This window comes from Pseudoalteromonas sp. Z9A4, assembly GCF_011378845.1.
In the GTDB taxonomy this organism is placed as follows: domain Bacteria; phylum Pseudomonadota; class Gammaproteobacteria; order Enterobacterales; family Alteromonadaceae; genus Pseudoalteromonas; species Pseudoalteromonas arctica.
Window position 1 is genome coordinate 233,873 of the sequence record NZ_WTLA01000002.1, and the last position, 13,097, is coordinate 246,969.

Here is a 13,097-nt window from a genome sequence, read left to right on the forward strand (position 1 = left end):
ATCTTTTTTACTACTATAAAACAAAAAAGGTCGCAAATGCGACCTTTTCATATTTAAAGCAATTGTTTAAATTGGTTTTAAGCCTTTTTGCTTGCTACCCATTCATTAACAAAGTTTTCTAGTACATTAAGTGGTACAGGACCATTTTTAAGCACTACGTCGTGGAACTGGCGAATATCAAATTTATCACCAAGTTGCTTTTTAGCTTCTTCACGAAGCTCTAAAATCTTAAGCATACCCACTTTATAAGCTGTTGCTTGTGAAGGCATTACAATGTGACGCTCAACCATTTTAACACCGTCAGATGTTGCATTAGGCGTGTTATTTACGTAGTAATCAATACCTTCTTGGCGAGTCCACTTCATTGCGTGAATCCCCGTATCAACCACTAAGCGACATGCGCGCCATAATTCCATTGAAAGACGACCAAAATCTGAGTAAGGGTCTGAGTACATGCCCATTTCTTTAGGAATGAACTCTGAGTATAAACCCCAGCCTTCAATATACGCTGTGTAGCCACCAAACTTACGGAACTTAGGAATACCTTCTAGTTCTTGCGAAATAGCTATTTGCATGTGGTGTCCCGGAATACCTTCGTGGTATGCCAGCGCTTCCATTTGATACGTTGGCATTGCTTCCATATCGTAAAGGTTAGCGTAGTAAACACCTGGGCGTGAACCATCAGGAGCTGGCTGTTGGTAAAATGCTTTACCTGCTGCTTTTTCACGGAATGCTTCAACCGCTTTTACTTTTAAACCTGCTTTTGGTTTAACAATGAATAACTCATCTAAACGCGTTTTCATTGTATCAATAAGCCCAGTGGCTTCATCAAGGTAGCGTTGTTTACCTTGTGCATCATTAGGGTAGTAAAATTGCTTGTCAGTTTTCATAAACTGCATAAACGCTTTTAAGTCGCCTTTAAAGCCAACTTTGTCTTTAATTTCACGCATTTCATCATGAATACGTGCCACTTCAGATAGGCCAATTGCATGAATTTCTTTAGCAGTTAAATCTGTTGTAGTTGTGCGCTTAAGTGCGTTGTTATAAAACGCTTCGCCATCAGGTAATTTCCATGCGCCATCACGGTTATCTGCGCGTTTTTCAAGCTGTGCAAGGTAATTAATTAACTTAGAGTAAGATGGTTTAACAGCCGATTTTAATGCATCTGATGCATCGCTGATTAACGAGTCTTTTTCGTCTTGGCTAATTTCAAGCGCTGTTACTTTACGTTTAAAGTCAGCAAGCAAGGTAGAATCATCGCCTTTTTCAAACGGTGCACCGTGAATAATGTTTTTGCTTGAATCAATAACATGCGGGAATACAAATTTAGGGGCAATGATGCCTTTTTCTGCACGTACAGTTAAATCAATAATAAGCTGATCAATAACACCAGTTACACCATTTAAGCGTGAAATGTAGTCTTTAGCTTCTTTTACATTACTAATTGAGTGCTGATTAATTAAAAACGCAGGGATCATAGAATGCGTACCAAACATTTGGTTCACAGGGTAGTTATGGTAACGCCATTTAAAGTCAGCAATTGAGCTTTCAAGATCTTGTTTTTTTAAGTCGTAGCTAACTTTTGTTGCATCATCTAATAAATCACGGCTGATTGCTTTTAGTGCAACTAGGTCAGCTTTTGTTTGCGCTAAATCTTTAAGCTGTCTTTCTTCGCTGCCATCATCCCACTTATCGTAATCTTGCTTAATACCCATGTATGTTTGATATACAGGACTGCTCATTACGTCGCGGTTAAATGTATCTTCAAAAAAAGCATTCGCTTTGTCTATTTCACTTTGTTGTGATTGAACTGCTTGTGCAATAGGAGCTGAAGTCGCTTGTTGTGTTGTTTGCTGGCAACCAGCAAGTAGTGCAACGCTTACTGCGGCCGCAATAAAAGTAAGTTTACGCATTGTTTTCCCTTTTGTTGTTAGAAACCCATTAGGGTGTTTTATATTTATTTTTTGTGTAGCGCTGGGGGCTACACAAATAATTCTAGCAGGTCATTTAAAAAGCGATGACCTTTTAAGCTTACCTGCCAATGGCTGTCTGTTTGAGTCAATAAACCTTTATTAATTGCTTGGTTTAATGCGCTTTGCTGACCTTGCAGTGGCAGTGTTGTTAGTTTATTAAAATCATTAATTGGGCAAGGCTCAACAAGGCGAAAGCGGTTCATAAAAAATTCAAACGCTAAATCGTCTTGCTCTACATGCCAGCTTTTATACATATACGGTTTAATTAAATCCATATAGCCGCGTGGGTGTTTAACCTTTTCAGTACGCGTAATAAGCCCTGTATTTGCATCAGTAACCTTACCATGCGCGCCGCAACCAATACCGAGATAATCGCCAAAACGCCAATAATTTAAGTTATGTTGGCATTGATAACCCGGTTTTGCATAGCCCGATATTTCGTATTGTATGTAACCTGCTTGAGCGAGTAACTCGACCCCTTGTTCTTGAATGTCCCACAGTATTTCGTCTTGTGGCAAGGTAGGTGGTTTTGAAGCAAACTGAGTATTGGGTTCAATAGTTAGTTGATACCACGATATATGCGGTGGATCGAGCGCTATTATTTGTTTTAAATCGCTCAGTGCATCGTCAAGTGTTTGCCCAGGTAAGCCATGCATTAAATCAAGGTTAAAGCTATTTAAACCGGCTTCTTTAGCTTGTTGCGCGGCATAGTTTGCCTCGTCGCTGCCATGAATCCGACCAAGTGCTTTTAACTTGTCGTTTTGCATGCTTTGCACACCGATAGAAATACGGTTAATGCCTGCTTTTACGTAATCTTTAAAACGACCTGTTTCTACTGTACCTGGGTTGGCTTCAAGGGTAATTTCGCAGTGTTCTTCAAGACCAATTAGGTTGTCGACTTCATTTAATAAACGAGTATAAGCCGCACCAGTTAATAAGCTCGGAGTACCGCCACCAATAAAGATACTGTGAATTTTACGTCCTTGCACTAAGTGCAAATCTGCTTTTAAATCATCAATTAAATGCTGAACATATTCAGCTTCAGGTATTTCACCTTTTTGTCCGTGGCTATTAAAATCGCAGTACGGGCATTTTTGCACGCACCAAGGTACGTGCACATATAAGCTCAGTGGTGGAAGGTTCACAGGCCGCCTTTTTGCTGTAGCTCTAGCAATAGTTTTTGTAGTGCTTGGCCGCGATGACTCACTGCATTTTTTTGCTCTTTTGTAAGCTCAGCACTGGTACAATTTTTCTCTGGTACAAAAAATACAGGGTCGTAACCAAAGCCACCGTTGCCATTTTGAGTGAGCGTAATTTCGCCTTCCCAGCTTGCACTGCAAATAAGGGGGGTAGGGTCATCTGCGTGGCGCATTAATACCAGTACACACCAAAAACGAGCACTACGGATAGGGTTATTACCCAAGTCTACGAGTAACTTATCAATGTTATCTTGATCGCTGGCACCTGGGCCTGCAAAACGGGCAGAGTAAACACCGGGTGCGCCATTTAGGCCATCAACTTCTAAACCTGAGTCATCGGCAATAGCAGGCATGCCAGTAATTTTAGCGGCATGACGCGCTTTAATAATGGCATTTTCAACAAAGGTAGTGCCGGTTTCGGCAACTTCATCTACGTTAAAATCGCTCTGTGGAACTACATTAATATTCAGAGGGCTTAGCATGTTAGCTAGCTCATTTACTTTGCCAGGGTTACCTGTAGCAAGTACTAAAGTTTTGGTCATGTTATTAATCTACGTAAAATTTTTGCTGAAACTGTAATTTTTGAAATTGATTACTTTGTTGTATTTCAATCTCAAAGCGTAAAATCTCTTCGTTGGTATAATCAACTTGGGCAAGGTAATAAATTGAATCACCTTCTTTTACTTCTTTAAAAGTAAGCGTTTGTTTGTTGCCAAGTAGGTTTCTAGCTGTGCCAGTAAGCTTTGCTGTTTGGGCTGTATTTTCGGCATTATTTTTTAAAACAGAAATATTTACAATGCCTTTGTATCCGCTTCGCTCAAGGCCATACGTTTTTGCTATTTTTGGCTGAATAAAAGTAGAAGGAAAGGCGATGTAATGCACTTGCCAAGGGCCAAGCTCTTTATATTGTGCGCCTTGCATTTCTTCGCTTTGCGCGTTAAATGCAAATGCTAAACAAGCAATAAAACAAAACTTAATTAAACGGTTCATTATGTATTCCTCAAAACATATAAAAAAGAGGCCTTTGGGCCTCTAATTAAAAAATCCATATTAGACTAAAAAATCCATAAGCAGCATTTGCAAAAACTGAATACCAATAATAAGCACTAAAACTGATAAATCTAAGCCACCCATTGATGGCAATATTTTACGAATTGGTTTTAGCATTGGTTCAGTAAGCTGATGGAAAACCGCTTCTATAGGGTTATAACCTTGGCTAACCCAACTTAAAATAGCGCGAATAATAAGTACCCAAAAAACTAAGTTAAGGCCTTCTTTTAGTACCGTTATAAGTGCTTGTATAATTACAGGCTGTATTGCCCACGCATTATATATAACAAGCATTAAAGTACTAATTTTGGCTACAGCCACTATAAATGCCAGCAACAGAGATGCTAAATCAAGTCCGCCAAACCCCGGAATGATTTTACGCAGTGGTTTTACCGCAAACGAAGTGGCTTTAACCACAAACTGGCTCATTGGATTATAAAAGTCGGCTTTTGCCCACTGCAGCCAAAAGCGCAGTAATACCACCATTAAAAACAAATCAAACAGGGTACTGATTAAAAATTGCATGGCATTCATAGTGTAACCTTCAATAAAAAGTGGTTTTAAAGTTCTTTTTCCATTTGCTCTGCACGCGCAATACACGCATCCATTGCATCGCCGACGGTTTTAGTTAAGCCTTCGTCTTTTAAGTGCTCAACAGCTGCGTGAGTAGTACCGCCTTTAGATGTTACGTTTGAACGCAGTTGCGAAATACTAATATCAGGCTGGCTAAGTGCCATTTCTGCGGCGCCAAGGGCTGTTTGCTGTACTAAACGACGAGCGTCTTCATCATTAAAGCCCAGCGCTTTAGCTTTTTCTTCTATGGCTTCCATAAATAAGAAAAAGTAAGCAGGTGATGAGCCGGTCACAGCAATAATATCGTTAATTTGTGATTCTTTTTCGACCCATACAACAATGCCAGTGCATTCAAAAACTTGTTGTACAAACTCGTGTTCGCTTTGTGTTTCGCCCGCGCCATATAAACCTGATACACCACGGCCTAATAAAGACGGTGTATTTGGCATACAACGTACCATTTTAACGTCTTGACCTAGCATTTCACGTAAACGTTTTACAGTTAAGCCAGCAGCAACAGAAATAAACAGTTTATCGCTAAAATCTACGCCCGACTCTTGAAACGATTTACATAAATCGCCCATCATTTGTGGTTTAACAGATAAAACAATTACATCAGCATCGCGCAGGGCTTCGTTATTGTCACTGGTGGTTTGCACCTTGAAATCAAAGGCTACCTTTTCAAGCTTTTCTTGGTTGCGGTTAGTCGCAATAATGTTACTTGCGTTAAAACCGTTTTTTACCATGCCACCAATAATGGCGTAGCTCATATTACCTGTGCCTATAAATGCGATTTTTTTATCTGACATAAATCTGTTATCACCTTTTAAGTTCGTGTTCCAAAAATGTCTGTGCCGATCCTTACCATGGTTGAGCCTGCACTAATGGCAGCTTCAACATCGTTACTCATACCCATCGACAAAGTATCTACTTGAGGATATTGGGTCTTTAGTTTATCAAAGCAAGTTTGTAATTGCTCAAAAGATTGAATTTGCGTATCCAGATCGTTGCTTTTAGCGGGAATTGCCATTAAACCTCGAAGTGTTAAGTGCTCACATTGGTTAATAAAATCGGCAAGTTCATCTATTTCATCGCGGTGGCAACCCGACTTCGCTTCTTCATTACTTATATTTACTTGAATAAGTATATTAAGAGGCTGTTTATCGTCTGGGCGCTGGGAATCTAATCGTTTCGCTATTTTTATGCGATCAACACTTTGCACCCAATCAAAGTTGGCAGCCACTAAAGCACTTTTATTAGATTGAATAGGGCCAATGAAATGCCAAATGATGTCGCTATATGACTGTAGTTGAGCTATTTTATCTATAGCCTCTTGAACATAAGATTCACCAAATTCGCGCTGACCATGCTCATAAGCTGCAATAACATCTTCGCTTGGTTTAGTTTTAGACACTGCCAGTAGAGTGACTTCGTTAGTGTTTCGTTGTGCAATTTTTGCCGCGTCTGCAATTCTAGCGTAGGCGGATGTGAGTCGTTCTGCTATTGTAACCATATATTTATCAGTTAGTTGTGGAGTCATAAATGGATATTACCGAATTATTAGCGTTTAGTGTGCAACACAAAGCATCCGATTTACATTTATCGTCGGGTGTTTCACCTATGATACGCGTAGACGGTGATGTTCGCCGCATTAATATACCAGCCCTTGCAGACAAAGACGTAAACAGTCTGGTTTACGATATTATGAACGATAATCAACGCAAGGACTATGAACAAAATCTCGAAGTGGATTTTTCGTTTGAAGTGCCTAATTTAGCACGTTTTCGTGTGAATGCGTTTAACTCTAATCGCGGGCCTGCTGCGGTATTTCGTACCATACCAAGTGAAGTGTTAACGCTTGATGATTTAGGTGCGCCAGATATTTTTAAAACAATCTCCGATACCCCACGTGGACTCGTGTTAGTGACGGGCCCAACGGGCTCTGGTAAATCAACAACACTTGCCGCTATGGTCGATTATATAAATCAAAATAAACATCACCATATTCTAACAATAGAAGATCCAATCGAGTTTGTTCACGATAATAAATTAAGCCTTATTAATCAACGTGAGGTACATCGCGATACTCATAGCTTTTCAAACGCGCTACGTAGTGCATTGCGTGAAGATCCAGATGTAATATTGGTCGGTGAGTTACGTGATTTAGAAACAATTCGTCTTGCAATGACCGCTGCTGAAACGGGTCACTTAGTGTTTGGCACGTTGCATACAACATCTGCACCAAAAACCATTGACCGTATTATCGATGTATTCCCAGGTGAAGAAAAATCAATGGTACGTTCAATGTTATCTGAATCTTTGCGTGCTGTTATCTCGCAAACACTGCTTAAAAAGATTGGTGGCGGGCGAGTTGCAGCACACGAAATTATGATTGCAGTACCTGCTATTCGTAACTTAATTCGTGAAGACAAAATTGCACAAATGTACTCGTCTATTCAAACCGGTGCGTCTGTGGGCATGCAAACAATGGATCAATGTTTAACTAATTTAGTTAATCACGGCATTGTTACAAATGCGGCAGCGAAAGAAAAAGCACAAGACAAAACACAATTTGGCGGGTAAGAAACTATTATGGCTTTATCTTTAAACGACTTTTTACTCATCATGATTGAGAAAAAAGGCTCTGACTTATTTGTATCGAGTCAGCTACCTGTAAGCGCAAAAATAAACGGTGAGCTAACAGCCCTAAGTGACGATAGGCTTACTGATGAGCAATCGCTTGAGTTAGTAGAATCTGCAATGAGCGAAAAGCAAAAAGCAGAGTTTCATACAACGAAAGAATGTAACTTTGCGATTGCCACCGACGAAGGGCGTTTTCGTATTTCTGCTTTTTGGCAACGCGATAAAGCCGGTATGGTTATTCGCCGCATTGTTACGCAAATACCTGATGTGAGTGAGCTAGGTCTACCTTCTATTCTTACCGATGTAATTATGTCTAAGCGTGGTCTAGTATTGTTTGTTGGTGGTACAGGTACTGGTAAATCAACCTCACTAGCTGCACTTATTGGCTACAGAAACCGACATCAACGTGGTCATATACTGACTATTGAAGATCCGATTGAATTTGTTCATGAGCATCGCAAAAGTATTATTACTCAACGCGAAGTAGGGCTTGATACCGAAAGCTTTGAGTCAGCACTTAAAAGCTCATTACGCCAAGCTCCCGATGTAATTTTGATTGGTGAAATTCGCTCTCAAGAAACTATGGAATACGCACTAAGCTTTGCCGAAACAGGTCATTTATGTGTTGCAACACTGCATGCTAATAATGCTAACCAAGCGATTGACCGTATTATGCATTTAGTTCCAAAAGAAAAACACGATAAGCTTAAGTACGATTTAGCACTTAACTTACGTGCAATTGTGGCCCAGCAATTAGTACCGACTGCTGATGGTGAAAGCCGTGTTGCAGCTATTGAAATATTGCTTAACTCACCAATGGTTGCTGAACTGATTAAAAACGGTGATATTGGTGGTATTAAAGAGGCAATGGCTAAATCGAAAGAAATGGGCATGCAAACCTTTGACCAAGCATTATTTGAGCTGTATAGACAGCAGCGAATTAATTACGCTGATGCACTGCATCATGCTGATTCGCCAAATGATTTACGCTTAATGATTAAACTGCGCAATAACGAACAGCAAGGTGCGGGCTTTTTACAAGGCGTTACTATTGATGGCCTTGACGATAAAAATAGCGATCAATGATTTAAAAAGTAATGAATATAAATACTTTATATAAATAAAAAGCGCCAATTGGCGCTTTTTATTTATATAACGGGTTGTTTATGTAGCGGGCTTATTCACCGTAACTAGACTCAAAAAAACTTTCTAAAATAATAACCGCAGACATATTATCTACGTTACCTTTGCCTAAGTTTTTATAGCCACCACTTTCAAAAAGTCGCGCTTTAGCATCCGCAGTCGTTAAACGCTCGTCTTGTGTTTGCACCGGAATGCCATAATGATTATGTAATCTGTTGGCAAACTTTTTTGCTTTAAAGGTAACCTCTTGTGACGTTCCATCCATATTTAGTGGTAAGCCAACAACCATTAAGTCAGGCTGCCATTCGGTTACTTGTACAGCAATATGGTCCCAGTTAGGAATGCCATCTTGTGCTTTTACAGCCTTAAGGCTAGAGGCGCTGCCTGTTAGCTCTTGCCCAATAGCAATACCAATACTTTTGGTGCCAAAGTCAAAGCCCATTACAGTGCGTTCGCCTTGCGGCTTAAGCGATTTTTTTGTCATGTGTATCTTGTTTAAGTTTGCTAAGGGTTAAGTTACTATTATGCGTGACCAGCTTCAGGGCTGAGTTGGCTAATATCAAAGCCCAACATTGAAACTGCTTTTTCCCATCGTTTTTCAACGGGGGTATCAAAAATGATCTTCGGATCGGCTTCTATGATCAACCAACTGTTATCAAGTAACTCTTGTTCGAGTTGTCCTTGCTCCCATCCTGAATAACCCAATGTAATAATAAATTGTTCAGGTGCTTGTGCGGTAGTTAAGCTTGCTAAAACGTCTTTTGAGGTAGTGATCATAATATCGCTACTGAGCTTTTGGCTTGCTGAATAACCTGATTGAGGAGAGTGCAAAACGAAACCACGATCAGTTTTGACAGGTCCGCCTGCAAACACACTTACTTTTGCTGCGTTTTGCGTTTTGTCGTTATCAATTTCTATTTTATCTAAAAGTTCGCCAACAGTAACATCAATAGGTTGGTTTATTACCAAGCCCATAGCCCCATCTTCATTGTGCTCACAAATATAGGTAACAGCACGTTTAAAAAAAGGGTCTTGCATCGACGGCATCGCGATTAAAAAATGATTTTCTAATGACTGCATAGATTTCACCCTTTTTAGTTAATGAACTTTGAGTATGGCACATACCTTTGTTTTTAAAACTAAAAAAGCACTTTCATACGGTTTAAAAATTAATAGTTAACAACTATATTAAAATCTATGACACGAAAGTGCTTTTAATAACGACAGGTAGATGCTTATTTATCTAGCTTTCTTTCAATTGCGTCAAACAAAATACCTGTTATAGAGATATCGTATGCAGCTTCAATTTCGCGAACACACGTTGGCGCTGTAACATTAATTTCAGTTAATTTATCGCCAATAATATCTAAACCTACAAATATTAAGCCTTTTTCTTTAAGCGTTGGTGCAACCGCTTGCGCTATTTTTAAATCTGACTCGCTAAGTGGACGCGCTTCGCCTCGACCGCCAACAGCTAAATTACCGCGTGTTTCACCATTTTGTGGAATTCGCGCTAAACAATACGGAATAACCTCACCATCAATAACCAATACGCGCTTGTCGCCTTGTTTGATCTCTGGGATGTAATTTTGCACCATAGCAAAGCGGCTGCCGTGCTCGGTTAGCGTTTCACAAATTACACCAATGTTGGCATCGTCTTCTCTAAGGCGGAAAATAGATGCGCCACCCATGCCATCAAGGGGTTTTAAAATAATGTCTTTATGCTCGGCTAAAAACTCACGAATTTGTTTTTGGCTACGTGTAACAAGTGTGTCTGGCGTATGTTCGCTAAACCATGCTGTAAATAGCTTTTCGTTAGCATCGCGTAGGCTTTGTGGCTTGTTAATTATTAACGTACCTTCTTGTTCTGCACGCTCTAAAATATACGTCGCGTAAATGTATTCGGTATCAAAAGGAGGATCTTTTCGCATTAAAATAACATCAAGGTCGGCAAGGGCTATAGTGGCTTTTTCTTCAAGCTCGTACCATTTTTCTGCATTATTAAACACTTGCGCTTTAGACGCTGTAGCGTACGACTTACCTTTACGAAGAGATAAATCATCCATCTCCATATAATAAATTTCGTAGCCGCGTTCTTGCGCTTGCATCATCATTGCAAAACCGGTGTCTTTTTTGATGTTAAATCCACTAATAGGATCTGAAATAATACCTAACTTAATTGCCATGCGCTGTGCCTTACTATAAATGTTACTGTTTATATGAGGGTGCTTTTAGTTATTTCAATTAGCTAAATCGCCAAATTGAAGTTGTAATGCACTTAAGACCGTTAAAGCGGCTGTTTCCGTTCGTAAAACGCGCGGGCCTAAGCGAATATCTACAAATTCTAGTTGTTTAGTTAGTGCCATTTCATCGTCGGTAAAGCCGCCTTCTGGGCCGACTAAAAAGCGTACGCCATCTTCAGGTACCGTAATGGTTTTAATGCTGTGCTCAGCACGAGGGTGAAGAGTGAGCTTAATTGCATTGGTTTGTTGTGCAAGCCATTGTTTTAAATCTACAGGGGGATGAATAATTGGCACAAAATTACGCCCAGATTGCTCTGCCGCTGCTATTGCAATTTTTTGCCATTGTTGGTGTTTTTTCTCAAGACGATCGCCCATTAGTTTCACGCCACAGCGCTGACTAAAAATAGGGGTGATTTCGGTAATGCCCAGTTCAACTGACTTTTGAATTGTAAAATCCATTTTATCACCACGGGATACACACTGGCCTAAATGAATTTTAAGCGGGGATTCTACATCATGAGGATTAAGCTCTAATGGCATTACGACGACTGTTTTTTTTGTTACCTCAATTATTTCACTAAGGTATTCGCCGCCTTCGCCATTAAAAATAGATACATGCTCGCCTACTTTCATGCGCAGCACTCTGCCAATATGCCCTGCAGCATCGTCATCTAAAGTTACAGGGGTGTTTAGGGCAATACTCGATGTTTGATAAATATGAGGAACTCGCATAGGGCGTCACTTATTACTTAGCGTAAAAATATATACTGCTATGGTAAGTAAGCTGGGAGCTGTGCGCAATTATTTATTTTTATTAAGTTGCTCTGCAAGGTCTATTAAATCTTGTGGTGTGTGCGCTATATCGTGGTGATTTTGCGAAGGTTCCGTTAACGTCTCGTCGGTAACTAGGCTTAGTGTGTAGCCTGTATCATCAAAGCTTATTAAAAAGCGCTCTTCATGTAACGAGTTATAAATAAAGCGTTGTTTATCGCTTGCGAGTAAGTAATCGGTGCTATTAAAAAGGACTCCGTGTAAATCGTGATGCTCTTTTAGATAGTTAATTAATTCAGAAACGCTTATTTCGTTTTCAAGGTCGCAATAACTATAGTCTTTAATAAGCTCGTCAAACATCATTTTTACTAACTGACGGGTATTACTGCCTGCGGCAATAAGCGTACTCGCTTTTGTTTTACCATTATTATTTACATAGTATTCGGCAAATGCTCGGCTAAATTCGTTGTCTATGTCAATTAACAAGTAATTCGTTATTTCAAGTGGCATAGAGCTAGGACCTTGTTGCATTTAAGTAATTACCATTATTACTTAAATGCAGACTTTTAATGGCTGTATTTTAGTAAAAAGGTCTAAAGAGAAAACATGCTAATAAGTAAATAGCCTATAGCACAAAAAACAGCAAACTCTATACATGCTACCCCAATATTATCTTGATGGTCTATTTCAAGAGCCGTATCAATATTTGGTAAAGAGATAACTTTTATCACATACGTTAAGCTGTAAAGTAGTATCCACATTACACCGCAATGCATAACGAGTGTAAATATGTTTTCTACCATTTTACCGTTTTGAAATGCTGCGCTAGATAAACCAGCATACACAGCCAATGCTAAACCGATTGATTTGCCAGCATACCTTATACCAATAGATGTATTTTCTAGGTTAAAGTTACTTTGTAGCGAAGCTCCTTGATTTGCTTTTGCAAAACGGTGTTCTCGTATTTTACTATCCAGTGCAAACATTCCCTGAAGCGTAAAAAAGCTAACACAAGCAATAAGTAAGTTGCTAAATCCCAGTGTGTGCGTCCACGTGTACAAGCCAAGTGCGATAATACAGTTAGCGATTAACATGCCTGAATCTACCAATGCAGCACATACATTTTGTTTTAGTATGGCAGCTTCTTCGTTAAACCTGTGGAGTATCCATTTTCTGTGAATTAAATGACCCACTTTTATAAAAGTGAATAAAAGAATAATAATAATTAACACTTTTAACGGGTTTGACTGTGCGGTACTTATACTTATTTCGTCAAATAAGAAAGCCATAGTGGCTATAACAACTGATATTTCAGATGCAAAACTAATACCCATGGCAAAGTTGTCGTGTTGTGCTAGCTCATCTTTAAGCGCTTGTTTTGCTTTGATTTGAGTGACAACTCGTAAACAAAAAATAGTTATGCAAATAACCGCAAAACTAATGGCAATCGCAATAAAACTAGTGTTAGATAAAGACAAATATGACATGGTGATCCTAATTAA

The 13,097-nt window shown here is 39.4% G+C and carries 15 protein-coding genes; 2 read left to right on the forward strand and 13 right to left on the reverse strand.

The genetic code is table 11. The features are described from left to right. Positions 1-77: 77 nt before the first annotated feature. The 7 genes from GQR54_RS02715 to GQR54_RS02745 all read right to left on the reverse strand — a co-directional run bounded on the left by GQR54_RS02715 (position 78) and on the right by GQR54_RS02745 (position 6,335). Complete coding sequence (locus GQR54_RS02715) at positions 78-1,913, reverse strand: DUF885 domain-containing protein (protein WP_166376466.1); 1,836 nt, start codon at positions 1,911-1,913, stop codon at positions 78-80. Positions 1,914-1,981: 68 nt separating this feature from the next. Further along, positions 1,982-3,118, reverse strand: a complete 1,137-nt coding sequence (gene hemW / locus GQR54_RS02720) for a radical SAM family heme chaperone HemW (RefSeq protein WP_166376467.1) — start codon at positions 3,116-3,118, stop codon at positions 1,982-1,984. Then, positions 3,115-3,714, reverse strand: coding sequence for an XTP/dITP diphosphatase (locus GQR54_RS02725; RefSeq protein ID WP_166376468.1), 600 nt, complete (start codon positions 3,712-3,714; stop codon positions 3,115-3,117). The genes hemW and GQR54_RS02725 overlap by 4 nt, the downstream gene beginning before the upstream one ends. A 4-nt stretch (positions 3,715-3,718) precedes the next feature. After that, positions 3,719-4,162, reverse strand: a complete 444-nt coding sequence (locus GQR54_RS02730; RefSeq protein ID WP_166376469.1) for a DUF4426 domain-containing protein — start codon at positions 4,160-4,162, stop codon at positions 3,719-3,721. Between the two features lie 60 nt (positions 4,163-4,222). Beyond that, positions 4,223-4,756, reverse strand: coding sequence for a YggT family protein (locus GQR54_RS02735; RefSeq protein WP_007585413.1), 534 nt, complete (start codon positions 4,754-4,756; stop codon positions 4,223-4,225). A gap of 26 nt (positions 4,757-4,782) precedes the next feature. Next, a complete protein-coding gene (gene proC, locus GQR54_RS02740) occupies positions 4,783-5,604 on the reverse strand; it encodes a pyrroline-5-carboxylate reductase (RefSeq protein WP_002962567.1) in 822 nt (273 codons plus the stop codon). Between the two features lie 17 nt (positions 5,605-5,621). Next, a complete protein-coding gene (locus GQR54_RS02745; RefSeq protein WP_007585410.1) occupies positions 5,622-6,335 on the reverse strand; it encodes a YggS family pyridoxal phosphate-dependent enzyme in 714 nt (237 codons plus the stop codon). A 2-nt stretch (positions 6,336-6,337) separates the two neighbouring features. On the opposite strand from GQR54_RS02745, the gene GQR54_RS02750 reads away from it, so the two are divergent. Next, positions 6,338-7,378 (forward strand): type IV pilus twitching motility protein PilT, encoded by a 1,041-nt coding sequence (locus GQR54_RS02750; RefSeq protein ID WP_007585408.1) that lies wholly within the window; start codon positions 6,338-6,340, stop codon positions 7,376-7,378. Between the two features lie 9 nt (positions 7,379-7,387). Then, positions 7,388-8,524, forward strand: a complete 1,137-nt coding sequence (locus tag GQR54_RS02755; protein ID WP_010553294.1) for a PilT/PilU family type 4a pilus ATPase — start codon at positions 7,388-7,390, stop codon at positions 8,522-8,524. Between the two features lie 91 nt (positions 8,525-8,615). Here GQR54_RS02755 and ruvX read toward each other — a convergent pair whose 3' ends face one another. The 6 genes from ruvX to GQR54_RS02785 form a co-directional block, all read right to left on the reverse strand. After that, on the reverse strand, positions 8,616-9,065 hold the full coding sequence (ruvX, locus tag GQR54_RS02760) for a Holliday junction resolvase RuvX (protein ID WP_008170791.1): 450 nt from the start codon (positions 9,063-9,065) through the stop codon (positions 8,616-8,618). A gap of 38 nt (positions 9,066-9,103) precedes the next feature. After that, on the reverse strand, positions 9,104-9,661 hold the full coding sequence (locus GQR54_RS02765; RefSeq protein ID WP_007585401.1) for a YqgE/AlgH family protein: 558 nt from the start codon (positions 9,659-9,661) through the stop codon (positions 9,104-9,106). Between the two features lie 155 nt (positions 9,662-9,816). Further along, the gene (gene gshB, locus GQR54_RS02770; protein ID WP_007585399.1) at positions 9,817-10,767 is read right to left on the reverse strand and encodes a glutathione synthase; all 951 of its coding nucleotides are present in this window, start codon (positions 10,765-10,767) and stop codon (positions 9,817-9,819) included. Between the two features lie 54 nt (positions 10,768-10,821). Then, positions 10,822-11,556, reverse strand: a complete 735-nt coding sequence (gene rsmE / locus GQR54_RS02775) for a 16S rRNA (uracil(1498)-N(3))-methyltransferase (protein WP_166376470.1) — start codon at positions 11,554-11,556, stop codon at positions 10,822-10,824. A 69-nt stretch (positions 11,557-11,625) separates the two neighbouring features. Continuing rightward, complete coding sequence (locus GQR54_RS02780) at positions 11,626-12,126, reverse strand: hypothetical protein (protein ID WP_007585395.1); 501 nt, start codon at positions 12,124-12,126, stop codon at positions 11,626-11,628. Positions 12,127-12,188: 62 nt separating this feature from the next. Next, entirely contained in the window at positions 12,189-13,082 is an 894-nt protein-coding gene (locus GQR54_RS02785) for a hypothetical protein (RefSeq protein ID WP_166376471.1), read from the reverse strand. Between the last annotated feature and the right edge of the window lie 15 nt (positions 13,083-13,097).